Annotated in this window: 19 protein-coding genes; 13 read left to right on the top strand and 6 right to left on the bottom strand. The window is 69.8% G+C overall.

The features are described 5' to 3' along the window. The first annotated feature begins 49 nt into the window (after window positions 1–49). A complete protein-coding gene (locus ACSFA2_RS12065) occupies window positions 50–667 on the top strand; it encodes a TetR/AcrR family transcriptional regulator (RefSeq protein ID WP_435455576.1) in 618 nt (205 codons plus the stop codon). Window positions 668–685: 18 nt separating this feature from the next. Here ACSFA2_RS12065 and ACSFA2_RS12060 read toward each other — a convergent pair whose 3' ends face one another. Continuing rightward, entirely contained in the window at window positions 686–1,039 is a 354-nt protein-coding gene (locus ACSFA2_RS12060; protein ID WP_435455575.1) for a response regulator transcription factor, read from the bottom strand. 167 nt (window positions 1,040–1,206) lie between these two features. Here ACSFA2_RS12060 and ACSFA2_RS12055 point away from each other — a divergent pair, with 167 nt between their 5' ends. Continuing rightward, the gene (locus ACSFA2_RS12055; RefSeq protein WP_435455574.1) at window positions 1,207–1,950 is read left to right on the top strand and encodes a response regulator; all 744 of its coding nucleotides are present in this window, start codon (window positions 1,207–1,209) and stop codon (window positions 1,948–1,950) included. A gap of 87 nt (window positions 1,951–2,037) precedes the next feature. Further along, window positions 2,038–2,430: a DUF4189 domain-containing protein gene (locus tag ACSFA2_RS12050; protein ID WP_435455573.1), complete on the top strand. Its 393-nt coding sequence runs from the start codon at window positions 2,038–2,040 to the stop codon at window positions 2,428–2,430. 6 nt (window positions 2,431–2,436) lie between these two features. Here ACSFA2_RS12050 and ACSFA2_RS12045 read toward each other — a convergent pair whose 3' ends face one another. Beyond that, complete coding sequence (locus ACSFA2_RS12045; RefSeq protein ID WP_435455572.1) at window positions 2,437–2,898, bottom strand: GNAT family N-acetyltransferase; 462 nt, start codon at window positions 2,896–2,898, stop codon at window positions 2,437–2,439. A gap of 157 nt (window positions 2,899–3,055) precedes the next feature. Between ACSFA2_RS12045 and ACSFA2_RS12040 the strand changes: the two genes are divergently transcribed. Genes ACSFA2_RS12040 through kdpE form a run of 7 tightly spaced genes read left to right on the top strand, consistent with a single transcriptional unit; the run spans window position 3,056 to window position 11,281 of the window. After that, window positions 3,056–3,193: a hypothetical protein gene (locus tag ACSFA2_RS12040; RefSeq protein WP_435455571.1), complete on the top strand. Its 138-nt coding sequence runs from the start codon at window positions 3,056–3,058 to the stop codon at window positions 3,191–3,193. Next, a complete protein-coding gene (kdpF, locus tag ACSFA2_RS12035; RefSeq protein WP_262073316.1) occupies window positions 3,190–3,288 on the top strand; it encodes a K(+)-transporting ATPase subunit F in 99 nt (32 codons plus the stop codon). The genes ACSFA2_RS12040 and kdpF overlap by 4 nt, the downstream gene beginning before the upstream one ends. 1 nt (window position 3,289) lies before the next feature. Further along, window positions 3,290–5,092, top strand: coding sequence for a potassium-transporting ATPase subunit KdpA (kdpA, locus tag ACSFA2_RS12030; RefSeq protein WP_435455570.1), 1,803 nt, complete (start codon window positions 3,290–3,292; stop codon window positions 5,090–5,092). A 10-nt stretch (window positions 5,093–5,102) separates the two neighbouring features. Beyond that, the gene (gene kdpB / locus ACSFA2_RS12025; RefSeq protein ID WP_435455569.1) at window positions 5,103–7,202 is read left to right on the top strand and encodes a potassium-transporting ATPase subunit KdpB; all 2,100 of its coding nucleotides are present in this window, start codon (window positions 5,103–5,105) and stop codon (window positions 7,200–7,202) included. Between the two features lie 10 nt (window positions 7,203–7,212). Next, the gene (kdpC, locus tag ACSFA2_RS12020) at window positions 7,213–7,785 is read left to right on the top strand and encodes a potassium-transporting ATPase subunit KdpC (protein WP_435455568.1); all 573 of its coding nucleotides are present in this window, start codon (window positions 7,213–7,215) and stop codon (window positions 7,783–7,785) included. 9 nt (window positions 7,786–7,794) lie between these two features. Then, window positions 7,795–10,572, top strand: coding sequence for a DUF4118 domain-containing protein (locus tag ACSFA2_RS12015; protein WP_435455567.1), 2,778 nt, complete (start codon window positions 7,795–7,797; stop codon window positions 10,570–10,572). A 4-nt stretch (window positions 10,573–10,576) separates the two neighbouring features. Then, on the top strand, window positions 10,577–11,281 hold the full coding sequence (gene kdpE / locus ACSFA2_RS12010; protein ID WP_435455566.1) for a two-component system response regulator KdpE: 705 nt from the start codon (window positions 10,577–10,579) through the stop codon (window positions 11,279–11,281). Between the two features lie 19 nt (window positions 11,282–11,300). On the opposite strand, the gene ACSFA2_RS12005 is transcribed toward kdpE, so the two are convergent. The 3 genes from ACSFA2_RS12005 to ACSFA2_RS11995 form a co-directional block, all read right to left on the bottom strand. Beyond that, the gene (locus tag ACSFA2_RS12005; RefSeq protein ID WP_435455565.1) at window positions 11,301–11,714 is read right to left on the bottom strand and encodes a DoxX family protein; all 414 of its coding nucleotides are present in this window, start codon (window positions 11,712–11,714) and stop codon (window positions 11,301–11,303) included. Window positions 11,715–11,717: 3 nt separating this feature from the next. Next, window positions 11,718–12,179, bottom strand: a complete 462-nt coding sequence (locus ACSFA2_RS12000) for a DUF4148 domain-containing protein (RefSeq protein ID WP_435455564.1) — start codon at window positions 12,177–12,179, stop codon at window positions 11,718–11,720. A gap of 108 nt (window positions 12,180–12,287) precedes the next feature. Further along, on the bottom strand, window positions 12,288–13,937 hold the full coding sequence (locus ACSFA2_RS11995) for an adenylate/guanylate cyclase domain-containing protein (protein WP_435455563.1): 1,650 nt from the start codon (window positions 13,935–13,937) through the stop codon (window positions 12,288–12,290). 57 nt (window positions 13,938–13,994) lie between these two features. On the opposite strand from ACSFA2_RS11995, the gene ACSFA2_RS11990 reads away from it, so the two are divergent. Beyond that, entirely contained in the window at window positions 13,995–14,714 is a 720-nt protein-coding gene (locus tag ACSFA2_RS11990; RefSeq protein WP_435455562.1) for a Crp/Fnr family transcriptional regulator, read from the top strand. A 115-nt stretch (window positions 14,715–14,829) separates the two neighbouring features. Continuing rightward, a complete protein-coding gene (locus ACSFA2_RS11985; RefSeq protein ID WP_435455561.1) occupies window positions 14,830–15,513 on the top strand; it encodes a GntR family transcriptional regulator in 684 nt (227 codons plus the stop codon). Window positions 15,514–15,571: 58 nt separating this feature from the next. Here ACSFA2_RS11985 and ACSFA2_RS11980 read toward each other — a convergent pair whose 3' ends face one another. Beyond that, entirely contained in the window at window positions 15,572–15,823 is a 252-nt protein-coding gene (locus ACSFA2_RS11980) for a hypothetical protein (protein WP_435455895.1), read from the bottom strand. Between ACSFA2_RS11980 and ACSFA2_RS11975 the strand changes: the two genes are divergently transcribed. Continuing rightward, on the top strand, window positions 15,711–16,691 hold the full coding sequence (locus tag ACSFA2_RS11975) for a Bug family tripartite tricarboxylate transporter substrate binding protein (protein ID WP_435455560.1): 981 nt from the start codon (window positions 15,711–15,713) through the stop codon (window positions 16,689–16,691). The two genes, ACSFA2_RS11980 and ACSFA2_RS11975, sit on opposite strands and share 113 nt — an antisense overlap. Window positions 16,692–16,707: the final 16 nt, after the last annotated feature.

The following is a 16,707-nucleotide window of genomic DNA, read 5'->3' as shown; positions in this document are numbered from 1 at the left end:
CCGTGAACAAAAAAGTACAGTTGGGTTTCGTCAAAAAAATGAAAGCGCCATGAAGGTACTGACCGAAGCGCGTCGCACGGCCATCGTGGAAGCGGCGAGTCAGCTGTTCCAGGAGTTCGGTTTCGAAGGCGCCTCCATGAACGAACTGGCCACCCGTCTGCAAGGCTCCAAGGCCACGCTCTACCGCTACTTCCCGTCCAAGGAGGCGTTGTTCGGCGCGGTGGTCCGGTGCTGGGCCACCTCGCATCTGTGCGAGGCCGTGGAAGAAATCCAGCGCGAACCGGAGGTGCCCTTGCCCATCGCCGACGTGCTGGTCGGCTTCGGGGAACGGATGCTGATGGTGCTGACCAACGACACCTGCGCCCTCGCGGTCTATCGCATGGTGGTTGCGGAGGCCGGCCGTTCGCCGGTCGGCGAGTTGTTCTACGAGGCCGGCCCGCGCGAGAGCGTCAAGGCGCTCGCGATCCTGCTGAAGAAGGCGATGGAGCGTGGCGAAGTGCGTCGCGCCGATCCGCATGTCATGGCGCTGCACTTCCTGGGACTTGTGAGGTCCGAGACCGACCTGCGGCTGTACCAGCAGAACCCGACGCCGCTGTCGGCGCGGCAGATCACGGCGATGGTCGAGCGTGCGGTCGACATGTTCCTGGGCGGCGCCGCGCCGCGCTGACCGTGCGCCCCGCCCCCGTCAGGCCATCGCCGTCTCGACCGCCCGCATCAGCTCGCCGTGGGTGAAGGGCTTGGGCAGCACGGCGGTGGCGCCGAGCAGGCCGATCAGCGGCGCCGACGCGCCCTGGCCGCGGCCCAGGCGGGCCGAGAGCAGGATCAGCGGCACATGCTGCAGCGCCTTCAGTCGGCGCACCAGCGGTGCCGCCGAACGCGGGCTGGACACGTTGGCGATGACCAGATCGACCTGCAGGTCGGCCAGCGTGTCGGGCTGAGCGACCGTCACCGCGTGGCCGGCCTCCGTCAACCACTGCACGATCAACTGGCGCATGAGGTCGTCGCTCTCGACGATGGCGATACGGTAGGCATGGGGCACGGTGGCGACTGTCTCTTTCCGATGGGGCGCTGGGGGCTTGGCCGGTGCGCGTGTTGTGGTGCCATTGAAAACCGCCCGCGACCACTTTGCATGCCCGACGGATGGCCCGATGTGTCATCGGACACAGAATCGGCGTGAAATCGTTCGAGGCTGAGGGAAAATGAGCCATGCATGAGAGTGGCGAGACCGGTTCGACGCACGTCCTCGCCGTGGACGACGACCCGTCCGTGCGCGACCTCATCACCACCTACCTGGGCGACTACGACATGCGCGTCACGGCGGTGCCGGACGAGCAGGAGATGTCGAAGGTGCTGGCGCGCGAGGCGGTCGACCTGGTGCTGCTGGACCTGCGCCTCAAGGGCGAGGACGGCATGGACATCGCGCGCAAGCTGCGGGCCACGTCCAAGCTGCCGATCATCATCCTCACCGGCCGCCAGGACGATGCCGACCGCGTGATGGGCCTCGAGCTCGGCGCCGACGACTACCTCACCAAACCCTTCTCGCCGCGCGTGCTGCTGGCGCGCATCCGTGCACTACTGCGCCGCACCCGCATGCACGAGACGCTGGCCGACACGGTGGCCAACATCCGCGCCTACCGCTTCGCCGGCTGGGACCTGAACCTGCGCCTGCGCCGCCTGGCCGCGCCCGACGGCCGTACCGTGCCGCTGCGCAACGGCGAGTTCAACCTGCTGATCGCCTTCCTGTCGGCGCCCCAGCGCGTGCTGGCGCGCGAGCAGTTGCTCGACCTCTCGCGCCTGCACAACGCCGAGGTGTACGACCGCTCGGTCGACGTGCAGGTCGGCCGGCTGCGCCGCAAGATGGAAGCCGACCCGCGCGCGCCGACGCTCATCGTCACCGAGCGCGGCGCAGGCTACGTCTTCAAGGCCGCAGTGGACGTGGTGCGCGATTAGGGCCTGTTGACGCTATTCCCGGAAATAGCGTCAACAGGCCCCAAGGCTTACAAGGTGCCGGCCGTCGAGCGGCTAACCTTCGGCGTCATGGATTTCCTGAAGTACACGAAGCAAGCACTGCTGGCATTCGCCTGCCTGCATTTTTGCGCAACGCCCGCGTCGGCCGCCGCGCCCAGCTGGGGCGCGATCGCCGCGCGTCCCGGCGGCTACGGCTATTCGTTCAACCAGGCCAGCCGCGCCGCCGCCGAGCGCTTGGCGCGTGCCCAGTGCGAGGGCGCCGCCGAACGCTCGACGCGTTGCGAGGTGCGCGTCTACTTCGACCGCAGCTGCGCGGCGCTGGCCACCGGCAATTTCGGCGAATGGGGCACGGCCGTCGGGCCGGACCGAAAGGCGGCCGGCCAGGCCGCGGTGTCGCAATGCGACGGCCACCTGCCGACCGAACCCTGCAAGCTCGCGGTCAGCGTCTGCTCGCTGCCCTGAGCGCGGTCACAGCAGCTTGCGGTAGACCAGGAAGCCCGACTTGTCAGCCACCTGGTCGTAGAGCCGCATGGCCGTGTGGTTCGTTTCGTGCGTCTGCCAGTACACCCGCCCGGCGCCGGCCTCGGCGGCACTGCGGTAGACCTCCTCGATGAGCGCGCGGGCCACGCCCTGGCCGCGTGCGGCCTCCACCGTGAAGAGGTCTTGCAGGTAGCAGGTCGGGTTCAGCTGGATCGTGCTGCGGTGAAAGAGAAAGTGCACCAGGCCGATCACGCCGTCGGCGCTTTCCGCGACCCGCGCGTGCATCGGTTCCTGCGGGTCGAGAAAGCGTGACCAGGTGGCACGGGTGATCGCTTCGGGCAGGGCCGTCTCGCCGCTGCGTCCGTAGAAAGTGTTGTAGCCGTCCCAGAGCGGTTTCCAGGCCGCAAAGTCGGCGTCTGCGATGGGGCGGATGCGGAGGGGAGAAGGCACGAGAGTTTCCGGTTTGATCGTCGGTGGTGGAGAGGCGCGGCTGCGCAGCCGTCCGCCCATTTTTACGCCTTCTTTACGGCACCGCGCCGCCTCTGTTCCCCGTTTTTACGGGCCTTTGTCGAGACTCACGGCCGTGTCTCGATCAGAGGAGTGACAGATGGACATCGTATGGATCGCGGCGGTCGCCGTGTTGTGGGTAGCCGTTGCCGAGATGGTGGTGGGGCTGAACAAGCTCGCGTCGCCGAAGGGCCGGGAAAAGACGCAGGCAGCGTCGTCATCGGGAGCACGGCCGTGATCAGCCTCGACGTGCTCTACGGCGCGGGCGGCCTGATCGCCGTCATCCTCTTCGCGTACCTCGTCTTCGCACTGATCTGCGCGGAGGAGTTCTGACATGACCACTTCTGCCTGGGGCCTGCTGGTCCTGCTGCTGCTCGTGCTGGTCGTGCTGGGCTGGCCGCTCGGCCGCTTCATCGCCGCGCTGTGCGACGGCCGCCTGCCGCGCTGGATGCAGCGGGTCGAGATGCCACTCTTCAAGCTCGCGGGCGTCGCGCCCGGTGAGTCGATGCACTGGCGCACCTACGCCTTCGCGCTGCTGGCCTTCAACGCCATCGGCGCCTTGGCCGTCTATGGCCTGCAACGCCTGCAGGCCCTGCTGCCGCTCAACCCGGCCGGCATGGCCGCGGTGTCGCCCGACTCGTCGTTCAACACGGCGGTGAGCTTCGTCACCAACACCAACTGGCAAGGCTACGCCGGCGAGGCGACCATGAGCTATCTCACGCAGATGCTCGGCCTCACGGTGCAGAACTTCCTGTCGGCTGCCACGGGCATCGCGGTGGCCTTCGCGCTGGCCCGCGGCTTCGCTGCGCGCAGCACCGATGGCCAGGGATCGGTCGGTAACTTCTGGGTCGACATCACACGCATCACCGCCTGGCTGCTGCTGCCGATCTCCTTCGTGCTGGCGATCTTCTTCGCCGGCCAGGGCGTGATCCAGAACTTCGACGCGTACAAGACCGTAACCACGGTCGAGACGCTCGCCTACCAGCAGCCGAAGAACGATGCCGACGGTCAGCCGCTGAAGGATGCGTCCGGTGCGCCGGTGATGGAAGACGCCAGCACCACGACACAGACGCTGGCCATGGGCCCGGTCGCGTCGCAGGAGGCGATCAAGATGCTCGGCACCAACGGTGGCGGCTTCTTCAACGCCAACTCCGCGCACCCCTACGAGAACCCGACGGCGCTCTCGAACTTCATGCAGATGCTGGCGATCCTGCTGATCCCGGTGGCGCTGTGCTTCGCCTTCGGCCGCGTGGTCGGCGACCTGCGCCAGGGCTGGGCGGTGCTGGCCGCGATGACGGTGCTGTTCGTCGCCGCGGTGGTCGTCATCATCCCGGCCGAGCAGGCGGGCAACCCCTTGCTGCAGCCGCTGGGCGTCGACCAGATGGCGTCCGCGCTGCAGGCCGGCGGCAACATGGAAGGCAAGGAAACGCGCTTCGGCATCACCGCGTCGGCGCTGTTCGCGGCCATCACCACGGCGGCCTCGTGCGGTGCGGTGAACGCCATGCACGATTCGTTCACGCCGCTGGGCGGCATGGTGCCGATCGTGCTGATGCAGCTGGGCGAGGTGGTCTTCGGTGGTGTCGGCAGCGGGCTCTACGGCATGCTGATCTTCGCGATCCTGGCGGTGTTCATCGCCGGCCTGATGATCGGCCGCACACCCGAGTATCTCGGCAAGAAGATCGAGGTGCACGAGATGAAGCTGACCTCGATCGCCATCCTGATCACGCCGATCATCGTGCTGGCGGGCACGGCGCTGGCGGTGAGCATGGGCGGGGGCAAGGCGGGCATCGCCAACCCCGGCGCGCACGGCTTCTCGGAAATCCTCTACGCCTTGACCTCGGCCGGCAACAACAACGGCAGCGCCTTCGCGGGCCTGTCGGCCAACACCCCGTTCTACAACGCGCTGCTCGGCGTGGCCGTGTGGATCGGCCGCTTCGGGATGATCGTGCCGGTGCTCGCCATCGCCGGCGCGCTGGCCGCCAAGAAACGCCTGCCGGTCACGGCCGGCACCATGCCCACGCACGGCCCGCTGTTCGTCGTGCTGCTGGTGGGCACCGTGCTGCTGGTCGGCCTGCTCAATTACGTGCCCTCGCTCGCGCTGGGTCCGGTCGTCGAGCACTTGATGCTCTGGAAGTGAGGGTCGCACCATGACCTCGAAAACTGCAAATTCCCTTTCGCTCTTCGACATGGCGCTGGTCAGGCCCGCGTTGTGGGGCGCCGTCGCCAAGCTGAGCCCGCGGGTGCAATGGCGCAACCCGGTGATGTTCATCGTCTACATCGGCAGCATCCTCACGACGCTGCTCTGGGTGCATGCGCTGAGCTTCCCCGGTGACACGGGCATGCCGCCGGCCTTCGTGCTGGCCATCACCATCTGGCTGTGGTTCACGGTGCTGTTCGCCAACTTCGCCGAAGCGCTGGCCGAAGGCCGCAGCAAGGCGCAGGCGGCGTCGCTGCGCGGGCTGCGCAAGGACACCTGGGCCAAGAAGCTCAAGGAGCCGTTCCATGGATCGACCTTCCTTCCCGAGCAGGCGCCGAACCTCCGCAAGGGCGACGTCGTGCTGGTCGAGACGGGCGACGTGATCCCGCTCGACGGCGAAGTCATCGAAGGCGTGGCCTCGGTCGACGAAAGCGCCATCACCGGCGAATCGGCACCGGTGGTGCGCGAGTCGGGCGGCGATTTCTCGGCCGTGACTGGCGGCACCCGCGTGCTGTCGGACTGGCTGGTGGTGCGCATCTCGGTGAACCCGGGCGAATCCTTCCTCGACCGCATGATCGGCATGGTCGAGGCCGCCAAGCGCCACAAGACGCCCAACGAGATCGCGCTGACCATCCTGCTGGTCGCACTGACCATCGTCTTCCTGATGGTGACTGTCACGCTGCTGCCGTTCTCGGTGTTCAGCGTGAGCGCGATGGGCACGGGCTCGGTGGTGTCGTTGACCGCGCTGGTCGCGCTGCTGGTGTGCCTGATCCCGACCACCATCGGCGGCCTGCTGTCGGCCGTGGGCGTGGCCGGCATGAGCCGCATGATGCAGGCCAACGTGATCGCCACCTCGGGCCGCGCGGTGGAAGCCGCCGGCGACGTCGACGTGCTGCTGCTCGACAAGACCGGCACCATCACGCACGGCAACCGCCAGGCCAGCGCCTTCATGGCGGCACCGGGCGTGACGGCCGATCGCCTGTCGCGCGCCGCGCTGCTGGCCTCGCTGCCCGACGAGACCCCCGAAGGCCGCAGCATCGTCGAGCTGGCCCGCCGCGGTGGTACCGACGACAGCGCCGTCGCGGGTGCGGGCTTCGTGCCCTTCACGGCGCAGACGCGCATGAGCGGCGTCGACCTGCCGGCCGCTGCCAACAGCCTCGACGCCGACGCGATCCTGCTGCGCAAAGGCGCCGTCGAAGCGGTGCGCAAGCATGTCGAGGCGCTGGGCGGCCACATGGCGCCCGAGGTGCTGCGCGTCGCCGACGAAGTCGCGCGCCGCGGCAGCACGCCGCTGGCCGTGGCCGAAGGCAATCGCGTGCTCGGCGTTGTCGAGCTCAAGGACATTGTCAAGACCGGCATCCAGTCGCGCTTCGCCGAACTGCGCGCCATGGGCATCAAGACGGTGATGATCACCGGCGACAACAAGCTCACCGCCGCCGCCATCGCGGCCGAGGCGGGCGTCGACGACTTCCTGGCCGAGGCCACGCCCGAAGACAAGCTGGCGCTGATCCGAAAGTACCAGGCCGAAGGCCGCCTGGTGGCGATGACCGGCGACGGCACCAACGACGCCCCCGCGCTGGCGCAGGCCGACGTGGCGGTGGCGATGGGCAGCGGCACGCAGGCCGCGAAGGAGGCCGGCAACATGGTCGACCTCGACTCCAACCCGACCAAGCTGCTCGAGGTGGTCGAGACCGGCAAGGCGCTGCTGATGACGCGCGGCTCGCTCACCACCTTCTCGATCGCCAACGACGTGGCGAAGTACTTCGCGATCATCCCGGCGATCTTCGTGTCGACCTACCCGCAGCTCGGTGCGCTCAACGTCATGCAGCTGGCCAGCCCGTCGTCGGCCATCCTGAGCGCGGTGATCTTCAACGCGCTGGTGATCGTGTTCCTGATCCCGCTGGCACTGAAGGGCGTGCGCTACCGGCCCGTCGGCGCCGCCGCGCTGCTTCGGCGCAACCTCGCCATCTATGGCCTCGGTGGCCTGGTCGTGCCCTTCATCGGCATCAAGCTGATCGACTGGCTGCTGGTCGCCGTGCACCTCGTCTGAAAGAGACACCATGAAAACCATTCTTCGTCCCGCCCTCGTGCTCTTCGTGCTGTTGAGCGCGCTCACCGGGCTGCTCTACCCCCTGGCCGTTACCGGCGCTGCCAAGGCGGTGTTCCCCGACCAGGCGGCCGGCAGCCTGATCGAACGCGATGGCCAGGTCGTCGGCTCGCGGCTGATCGGCCAGAGCTTCTCGGACCCGAAGCACTTCTGGGGCCGCCCATCCGCTACCGCGCCGATGGCGTACAACGCCGCCGCGTCGAGCGGCTCCAACCAGGGGCCGCTGAACCCGGCGTTGGTCGATGCGGTCAAGGGCCGGGTCGAGGCGCTGCGTGCGGCCGACCCGGGCAACACGGCGCCGGTGCCGGTCGACCTGGTCACCACCTCGGCCAGCGGGCTGGACCCGGACATCAGCCCGGCTGCGGCCGCCTACCAGGCGCCGCGGGTCGCACGCGTGCGTGGTGTGCCGGTCGACCAGGTCAACGCGCTGATCGCACGCCACACCGAAGCGCCCTTCGGCGGCTTCCTCGGCGAGCCGCGCGTGAACGTGCTGGCGCTCAACCTCGCGCTCGACGCCATGAAGTAAAACCCCCGCATGGACGTCCCCCGCCCCGACCCCGACGCGCTGCTCGCGCAGATGCGCAGCGACGACGCCCGCGCCCGGCGCGGGCGTCTGCGCATCTACTTCGGCGCGAGTGCCGGCGTCGGCAAGACCTGGGCGATGCTCACCGCCGCACAGCGCGAACGCGCGGCCGGCCGCGACGTGCTCATCGGCGTGGTCGAGACGCACGGCCGCAGCGAAACGGCCGCGCTGCTGACGGGGCTGGCCCGCCTGCCGCTGCGCGACATCGCCTACCGCGGCCGCACGCTGGCCGAGTTCGATCTCGACGCGGCGCTGGCCCGCCAACCGGCGGTGCTGCTGGTCGACGAGCTCGCGCATTCCAACGCGCCGGGCTCGCGCCATGCCAAGCGCTGGCAGGACGTGCAGGAACTGCTGGCCGCCGGCATCGATGTCTGGTCGGCGCTGAACGTGCAGCATCTCGAGAGCCTCAACGGCACCGTCGGCGCGATCACCGGCGTGCGGGTGCACGAGACGGTGCCCGACACCGTGCTCGACGAGGCCGACGAGGTGGTGCTGGTCGACGTCACGCCCGACGAACTCACCGCGCGCCTGGCGGCCGGCAAGGTCTACCTGCCGCAGCAGGCCGAGCGCGCGGCGCAGAACTTCTTTCGCAAGGGCAACCTGATCGCGCTGCGCGAGATCGCCTTGCGCCGGACGGCCGAGCACGTGGAAGACGACGTGCGCGGCTGGCGGGTGGAGCAGTCCGGCCCGAACGGCAAGAATGGCGCAGGCGGCCCGCAGGCCTGGAACACCTCGGGCGCGATCCTCGCCTGCGTCGGCCCGCACGAGGGTGCGGCGCAGACGGTGCGCACCGCGGCGCGGCTGGCCGGCCAGCTCAATGTGCGCTGGCATGCCGCGTACGTCGAGACGCCGGCGCTGCAGCGCCTGCCGGCCGCGCAGCGCGACCGGATCCTGGCCGTGCTCAAGCTGGCGGAAGAGTTGGGCGCGGCGACCGCGGTGCTCACCGGCGCCGACGTGGCGCAGGCGCTCGTCGCGCAGGCGCAGCGGTTGAACTGCGCGACGCTGGTGGTGGGACGTGCGGAGCCGGTGGCGGGCTGGCGCCGGTGGTGGCCGTCGGCTTCGCTCACGCGCGAGCTGGCGCGGCTGGAGCCGGCGATCGACATCGTCGAGACGGCGCGTTCGGAAAGCTCACGTCGCCTGGGCCGCACCTTGCTCGGTGCGGCACGCGACGTGGCGACCGGTGACGGCATCCCCGACGACGCCGACCGGCCGCACGCGCGCTGGCCTGGCTACCTGTGGGCCGCGGCCATGGGCGTGGCCGTCACGCTGGTCGCGACGCCGCTCTCGGGCGTGCTCGAGCAGGTGAACATCGTCATGCTGTTCCTGCTGGGCGTGGTTGGCATCGCGATGCGCTTCGGCCGCGGGCCGGCGGCCCTGGCGGCGTTGCTCAACGTCGCGGCCTTCGATTTCTTCTTCGTCTCGCCGCGGCTCTCGTTCGCGGTGAGCGACGTGCAGTACGTCGTCACCTTCGCGGTGATGCTGGGCGTCGGTCTGCTGGTCGGGCAACTGACCGCCGGCCTGCGCTTCGCGGCGGGCGTGTCGACCAGCCGCGAGCGGCGCGCGCAGTCCTTGTTCGAACTCACGCGCGAGCTGTCGGCCGCGCTCGAAAGCGCGCAGGTCGTCGAACTCGGCGCGGCGGCGGTGCGGGGCCACTTCGGCGGCCATGCGCTGGTGCTGGTGACCGACGCGAACGATCGCCTCGTCATGCCCGCATCGCCGCCGCCCGGCTTCGATGCCAGCGTGGCCGACTGGGCCTTCCGCCAGGGCCAGCCGGCCGGTCTCGCCACCGCCACGCTGGCCGCGCAGCCCTGGCACTACGTGCCATTGAAGGCGCCGATGCGGGTCCGCGGTGTCCTTGCGCTGGAGCCCGCGCAGCCGCGCTGGCTGCTGATCCCCGAACAGGCGCAGCAACTGGAAACCTTGGCGCGGCAGATCGCCATCGCGCTGGAGCGGGTGCATTACGTCGAGGTGGCGCAGCAGGCCGTGGTCGAGATGGAATCGGAACGTCTGCGCAACACGCTGCTGGGCGCGATCTCGCACGACGTGCGCACACCGCTGACCGCGCTCATCGGCCTGGCCGAGTCGCTGCAGACGGCCGGGCCGGGTGAATCCAGCGAGCGCGGCGAGACCGCGCAGGCCATCGTCGCGCAGGCCCGCGCGCTGCATGCGCTGGTCAACAACCTGCTCGACATGGCGCGGCTCGAAGCGGGCGGCGCGGGCGGTGCCGTGAGCCTGCGGCGCGACTGGCAATCGGTGGAGGAGGTGGTCGGCGCGGCCATCCGCTCGGCGGGCCCGGCGCTGGGCGGTCGCGTGGTGCAGACCGCGCTCGCGCCGGCGCTGCCGCTGGTCGAGTTCGACGCGGTGCTGATCGAGCGTGTGCTGGTCAATCTGCTGGAGAACGCGGCCAAGTACGGCGCGCCGCCCATCGTCGTGGGCGCGCAGGCGACGGCGGATGCGCTGGTGCTGTCGGTGCGCGACCACGGCCCGGGGCTGCCGGCGGCGCTGCGCGGCCGCGAGCAGTTGCTGTTCGACAAGTTCACGCGCGGGCAGACCGAGTCGGCCACGCCGGGCGTCGGGTTGGGGCTTGCGATCTGCAAGGCCATCGTCGGCGCGCACGGCGGCGACATCACGGCCGCCAACGCTTCGGGCGGCGGCGCAGAATTCACGGTCACGCTGCCGCGCCGAACACCTCCCGCATCGGCCGAGGCCGACGACGACCTACCTTCTTGAAGCCATGTCCCCACCTGTTGCCATCGTCATCGAGGACGAACCGCAGATCCGCCGTTTCGTGCGCGGCGCGCTGGAGTCCGAAGGCTGGCTGGTGCACGAGGCCGGCACCCTGCGCGACGGCCTGGCCGCAGCCGGCACGCGCCAACCCGACCTGTTGGTGCTCGACCTGGGCCTGCCTGACGGCGACGGCGTGGGCCTGATCCGCGACGTGCGCGGCTGGTCAGCGGTGCCGATCATCGTGCTGTCAGCGCGCATCGACGAGGCCGACAAGATCGCCGCGCTCGACGCCGGTGCCGACGACTACCTGACCAAGCCCTTCGGCACCGGCGAGTTGCTGGCGCGCGTGCGGGCCAACCTGCGCCGGCCGCGCGCGGCGGCGGGCAACGGGGCGAATGCCGAGGTGGGCGAGCCGCTGTTCCGCTTCGGCGAGATCGAGGTCGACCGCGCCGCGCGGCTGGTGCGGCGCGCGGGCGCCGAGGTGCATCTCACGCCCACCGAGTACCGGTTGCTCGGCGTGCTGGTGGCGAACGCGGGCCGGGTGATCACGCAGCGGCAGTTGCTGCGCGAGGTGTGGGGCCCCTCGCATTCGGAACAGAGCCACTACCTGCGCATCTACATGGGCCACCTGCGGCAGAAGCTCGAGGCCGACCCGGCCCAGCCGAAGCACCTGCTGACCGAAACGGCCGTGGGCTACCGGCTGGTGCCTTGACGCGGCGCAGGCGCCGGGCTCACTGCCACCAGTGGGTGGCGGGCTTGCCCACGCGCAGCGGGCCGGCGCCCTGCAGCGCGATGACCAGGGCGCTCAGCAGGAAGAAGGCCTGCAGCTCCAGCGCCCAGCCGCCGCTCTTGGACAGCGTGAAGAACTGGCTGGTGTGGGCCAGCAGCAGCGCCACGACCATGTGGAAGGCGATCACCAGCGCGGCTGGCCGGGCGAACAGGCCGACCAGCACCAGCAACGGTGCGAGCACCTCGCCGACGTAGACGAGGTGGCCGATGGCGGTCGGCAGGCCGGCGGCGCCGACCATGCGGTAGATGCCGTCGGCGCCGTTGAAGATCTTCCACAGGCCGTGCACGAGCAGCAGGCCGCCGAGGGTGATGCGAAGCAGCAGTTTGCCGAGTGCGTCGGTGCGTGCGGTGTCCATCGCTTACTGCGCCGCGGGCGTGGCTTGGCCGGCGGCGGCGCTGCCGGTAGCACCTTGCACACGTTGCAGTTCAGCGGTGTAGACGCCGCTCTGGCGGGCGCGCTGGTAGGCGGCGACCTGCTTGGCATGGGCCGGGCTGGTGCTGTCGTTCGTGTCGGCCAGCGAGGCCGTTTCCAGGCCGGCGCGGCGCCACAGGTTCAGATCGGCCTGCACCTCGGCGCGGCTGAGCGAGCCGGCGGCGATGCCGGCCGAGGCCTGCGTGCCGACCCAGGCTTCGGGCGCTGCCGCAGCGACGCGCGCGTTGCGCTGCAGGTCGGCCGCGACGTCGGCGCGATTCACGGCGCCGGTGGCGGTGATCGGCGTGCCGACCCAGGCTTCGGCCGGGACGGTCTGCGCGGCGGCGGTGCCGGCCGTGACGGCGGCAGCGACCAGGGCGGTGAGGGCGAGGAGTTGCTTGGCTTGCATGGTGAAGATCCTTTCGTGGTGGTTGCCGTCGCCGAGGGCGGCGATGGCTGGCCGATGAAGTCTCTTCGCCGGTGCGTCCGCGCGATGTGCGCTGGCGCACGTTTTTCCTCAGGTCACCGTGGGGCCGGCTCGTGCGGGGCGCGGCACGTGCAGCACCTCGAGCGCTTCGGCGCGGCCGCGCAGCCGAACCGTGTGTGCCGCGCCGAACCGGTCGGCCATGCCGGCCTGCCGTGCCGCGAACACCGACACCACCAGCCGCGCATCGGCCGCCTTCGAATGGTCCTGCAGCCGGCTCGCGGTGTTGACCACCTCGCCCACGGCGGTGAAGGTGGTCGTCTCGAGGTAACCGACCTCACCGACGGCAGTGCGCCCGGCGTGCAGGCCCATGCCGAAGTCGAGCCGATGGCCGAACTGCGCCTCGAAGCCGTCGCCCCAGGCGTCCATGCGCTCGCCGATCAGCGCGGCGGCATCCATGGCCTGGCGGCAGGCCGTGGGCAGGTCGACGTCGAGCCCGAAGATCGCCATCACGCTGTCGCCGATGAACTGGTTGGGCACGCCACCGCTGTCGCGCACCGCGGCACCGACGGTGGCGAAGTAGCGCTCCAGCAGGTAGGCCAGGTCGAAGGGCCACTGGTTCTCCGACAGGCCCGACCAGCGACGCAGGTCGACGAAGAGGATCGCCACGTCGCGCTCGCGGCCGAAGCGGGCGGGCTGCGCGGCGGCGCCGGTTTCGAACAGCGGTGTGACCGCGAGGTCGCCCTGCGGCCGCAACTGGCAGGCCAGGCGCACGTCGGCCGGTGCGCGCACACGGGCCAGCGTGCGGCGCTCGTCGCGGCCCGGCGCGTCCAGGTGTTCTGCGGGGCCGCTCACGCGCACGCGGCAGGTCGAGCAGCGCGCCCGGCCGCCGCACACCGACAGGTGCGCGATGCCGTGCGCGCGGCTGGCTTCGAGCACGCTCCAGCCGCGCGGCACGTGCACGCTGCGCCCGGGGTAGCGCAGCGCGATCGACGCGCCCGGCCGGCGCTCGCGGCGCAGGCGCAATCCGCGCGCCGCGAACACGGCGAGCAGCAGCAGGCCGTAGAAGAGTTCGATGTGGCGTTCGGCCCGGTCGATCGCCACGCCCTGCGCTGGCGTGGGCACCTGCGGCGGCACCGTGCCCGACCATTGCAGTTCGCGTCCCATGCCGAGGAAACCGGCCGCGGCCAGCACCGGCAGCAGCACCGCCGCGACCAGCAGCAGGTGCGAATGCCGCCGGTAGTCGGCCTGTGCCCGCAGCGCCAGGTGCACGCCGAGGCAACCATGCGCCCAGGCGGCGGCCATCAGTGCGAACTGGCCACTCGCTCCGCCGACGCTCCACAGCCCACGCACCACCCGCGCATACGACGGCTGCAGCGCGAAGACTTCGTAGGCCCAGCGCATGGCGCTCAGGTGCGCTGCGAGCAGCAGCGGCAACGAGAAGCCCAGCAGCAGCCGCACCGCCTCGATCGGCGGCATGCGCAGGCTGCGGCGCTCCCACACGCCCTGCAGCGCCAGCGCCAGGTGCGTGGCAGCCGCGCCGTACAGCAGCAGCGTGCCCGGCAGGCTGTGCCAGAAGCCGTGCACCGCCCGCAGCACCGCTTCGGCGAAGGCCAGCGACACCAGGCCCAGCGCATGGTTGAGCAGATGGCCGGTGACGTAGCCCAGCAGGATCAGGCCGCTGGTCCACCGCAGGTTGCGCCGTGTGGGCAGGGTGAGGCGGGGCGGGGAACGGACGGGCATGCAGGCGGCTCGAAGGGGCGCCCGAGCATAATCCGCGCGCCCTGGCGCCCCTTCCGCATGTCCCACCCCACCGTCCGTTCTTCCCTTGCGCTGCGCCGGGTCGCCCTGTTCGACGCGCTGCCCGACGACCGGCTCGACCGCGTCGCGCAGGCCTGCCGCTGGCAGAGCGTCGAGGCCGACCAGCCGCTGGTGCTGCGGGCGCAGGACGAGGGCGACGTCTACTTCATCGTGTCGGGGCGCGTGCGCATCACCACCTACGCCGTCAGCGGCCGCCAGGTCACCTTCCGCGACTGCGGCGAGGGCGAGCTGTTCGGTGAACTGGCGGCCATCGACGGCGGGCCGCGCTCGGCCGACGTGCTCACGCTGCAGCCCAGCGTGCTGGCCAGCCTGGCGCCGGCCGACTTCCGCACGCTGCTGCGCGAGGAGCCGCTGCTGGCCGAGCGCGTGATGCTCCGGCTGGCGTCGCTGGTGCGCCAGTTGTCCGAACGCATCATCGACCTCAGCACGCTCGAGGTGCCCCAGCGCCTGCAGGCCGAGCTGCTGCGCATGGCGCAGGCCGCCGGCGTGACGGACAACCGTGCCCGGCTGGAGCCGTCGCCCAAGCACGCGGCGCTGGCCAGCCAGATCAGCACCAACCGCGAACAGGTCACGCGCGAGCTGAACGCGCTGGTGCGCCGGGGTGTGCTGCAGAAGGACGGCAAGGCCCTGGTCGTGGCTGACGTGCAGCATCTGGCGCGCGCTGTGGCGAACGCGCGCGGCGACGTCGCTTCTTCTTAAGCGCCCCCCGAAGGCTTGCGCCGGCACGCCAACCCACCTAGACTCCATCCACGTATATGTGGATACAAAGTTACATTCAGCATGGTTTGGTCGAGCCGTGGGCCGGAGGTTGCGCATGACGGACATCCACCGCCTGACCGGCCTGACGCCGTCGTTCACCGCCGAGGAAGAGGCCTACAGCCACATCATCCAGCGCATCCGCAGCGGGCAGTACCGGGCGGGCGACCGGCTGATTCCCGAGGAGATCGCCACCGAGATCGGCACCAGCCGCATGCCGGTGCGCGAGGCTTTCCGCCGCCTGGCGACCGAGGGCCTGGTCGACATCCGGCCGCACCGCGGGGCGGTGGTGCGCAAATTGTCGACCACCGAAATGGTCGAGGTGTTCCAGATGCGCGCCGTGCTGGAAGGCCTGGCCGCGCGGGTCGCTTTCAGCGCGATTCAGGAAAAGCACATTGCGGTGCTGGAGGACCTGATCCGGCAAATGGAATTGGCCGAGGACGATGTCCAGGAATGGGTGTCGCTGCACCGTCAATTCCATGAATACCTGTGCTCGCTGAGCCACAACCCGCGCCTGATGCGGCAGATTTCATCGCTGCATTCGGTGGTCGAGCCACACATGCGGCTGTGGCTGGAAAAGTCCGACCGTCCCAACCGCTCGCGCAGCGCCCATGGCTACATCATCGACGCGCTGCGGGCCGGGCCGGCGGAAGAAGTCGAGAGGGTGCTGCGCCAGCATGCCGAGCGAACCATCGCCAGCCTCGAGAAATTCATGGCGCCGGACGCGCCCAAGAACGCGTAGCGCCGTCTTCCGCGCACGCAATCGGGCCGTCAAAAGCGCACCGATTCATGCGCCCCGTTCAATTCAGTGCAAACGGCCTGCGGGTTCGCGTGCCAATTCCGTATTTCCGAAATTGCAGCAATTCGAGGTATTGATTCAGGCATGCTAATTGCGAAATTGTCGATGTCTTTTTATCCACAATCTGCAAGAGGTATGCAATGACATTGCGCTCGCTCCAACGCTGCGTCGCGCTCCTGGCGGCGGTTTTCGCGTCCCACGGCATGGCCCAGACGCCGGCCACCCCCTGGCCCACCCAACCCGTGAAGATCATCGTCCCCTTCGGTGCCGGTGGCGGCACCGACCAGCTGACCCGCCTGATCGCCAACGGCCTGACGACCGACCTGCAGCAGAGCTTCGTCGTCGACAACAAGCCCGGCGCGGCCACGCTGATCGGCAGCGAGCTGGCGGCCCGCGCGCCGGCCGACGGCTACACGCTGCTGATGTCCGGTCCGGCGTCGATGGTGACGAACCGCTTCACCTTCAAGAAGCTCAACTACAGCCCCGAAGCCTTCGAGAAGGTCGCGCTGGTCGCCTATACGCCCAACATGCTGGTGGTGAACCCGGCGATGCCGTTCAAGACGGTGCAGGAAATGGTGGCCTACGCCAAAGCCAACCCCGGCAAGCTGACCTATGCGTCCTTCGGCGCCGGCACCACCTCGCACCTGGCCGGCGAAATGCTGCGCGCCGTGGCGGGCATCGACATCCTCCACGTGCCGTACAAGGGCGCGGCGCAGGCGCTGCCGGCGGTGGTGAGCGGCGAGGTGTCGATGTTCTTCGACACCATCGTGACCAGCATGCCCTTCGTCGCCGACGGCAAGCTGCGCGCGCTGGGCGTGACCAGTCCGCAGCGCTCGCTGATCGCACCCAGCATCCCCACGATCGCCGAGCAGGGCTACCCCGACTTCGACGTGGTGGTCTGGTACGGCATCGTGGCGCCGCAGGGCACGCCCAAGCCCATCCTCGACAAGCTCGATGCATCGCTGACCAAGCTGATGAAGGACCCGGACTTCAAGCTGAAGTTCGCCGCCGCCGGCGCGGAGCCCGCCGTGGGCGGCCGCAAGGAATTCGAGTCGGTCATCGCCAAGGAACTGGTCAAGACCGAACGGCTGGTCAAGCAGTCCGGCATGACCATGCAGTAGCGCCCCATCCACTTTT

Source organism: Variovorax cryoconiti, assembly GCF_051216395.1.
In the GTDB taxonomy this organism is placed as follows: domain Bacteria; phylum Pseudomonadota; class Gammaproteobacteria; order Burkholderiales; family Burkholderiaceae_C; genus Variovorax.
This window is presented reverse-complemented; position numbering and strand designations above follow the sequence as displayed.

Bases quoted from the DNA above. Each gene is read 5' to 3' on its own strand.
- ACSFA2_RS12040 (WP_435455571.1), top strand. From the start codon at position 3,056: ATGGACATCGTATGGATCGCGGCGGTCGCCGTGTTGTGGGTAGCCGTT.
- ACSFA2_RS12065 (WP_435455576.1), top strand. From the start codon at position 50: ATGAAGGTACTGACCGAAGCGCGTCGCACGGCCATCGTGGAAGCGGCG.
- ACSFA2_RS11980 (WP_435455895.1), bottom strand. From the start codon at position 15,823: ATGATCTTCACGGGTTGGGTGGGCCAGGGGGTGGCCGGCGTCTGGGCC.
- kdpA (WP_435455570.1), top strand. From the start codon at position 3,290: ATGACCACTTCTGCCTGGGGCCTGCTGGTCCTGCTGCTGCTCGTGCTG.
- kdpE (WP_435455566.1), top strand. From the start codon at position 10,577: ATGTCCCCACCTGTTGCCATCGTCATCGAGGACGAACCGCAGATCCGC.
- ACSFA2_RS12015 (WP_435455567.1), top strand. From the start codon at position 7,795: ATGGACGTCCCCCGCCCCGACCCCGACGCGCTGCTCGCGCAGATGCGC.
- ACSFA2_RS11975 (WP_435455560.1), top strand. From the start codon at position 15,711: ATGACATTGCGCTCGCTCCAACGCTGCGTCGCGCTCCTGGCGGCGGTT.
- ACSFA2_RS11990 (WP_435455562.1), top strand. From the start codon at position 13,995: ATGTCCCACCCCACCGTCCGTTCTTCCCTTGCGCTGCGCCGGGTCGCC.
- ACSFA2_RS11985 (WP_435455561.1), top strand. From the start codon at position 14,830: ATGACGGACATCCACCGCCTGACCGGCCTGACGCCGTCGTTCACCGCC.
- ACSFA2_RS12050 (WP_435455573.1), top strand. From the start codon at position 2,038: ATGGATTTCCTGAAGTACACGAAGCAAGCACTGCTGGCATTCGCCTGC.
- ACSFA2_RS11995 (WP_435455563.1), bottom strand. From the start codon at position 13,937: ATGCCCGTCCGTTCCCCGCCCCGCCTCACCCTGCCCACACGGCGCAAC.
- kdpC (WP_435455568.1), top strand. From the start codon at position 7,213: ATGAAAACCATTCTTCGTCCCGCCCTCGTGCTCTTCGTGCTGTTGAGC.
- kdpB (WP_435455569.1), top strand. From the start codon at position 5,103: ATGACCTCGAAAACTGCAAATTCCCTTTCGCTCTTCGACATGGCGCTG.
- ACSFA2_RS12000 (WP_435455564.1), bottom strand. From the start codon at position 12,179: ATGCAAGCCAAGCAACTCCTCGCCCTCACCGCCCTGGTCGCTGCCGCC.
- ACSFA2_RS12055 (WP_435455574.1), top strand. From the start codon at position 1,207: ATGCATGAGAGTGGCGAGACCGGTTCGACGCACGTCCTCGCCGTGGAC.
- ACSFA2_RS12005 (WP_435455565.1), bottom strand. From the start codon at position 11,714: ATGGACACCGCACGCACCGACGCACTCGGCAAACTGCTGCTTCGCATC.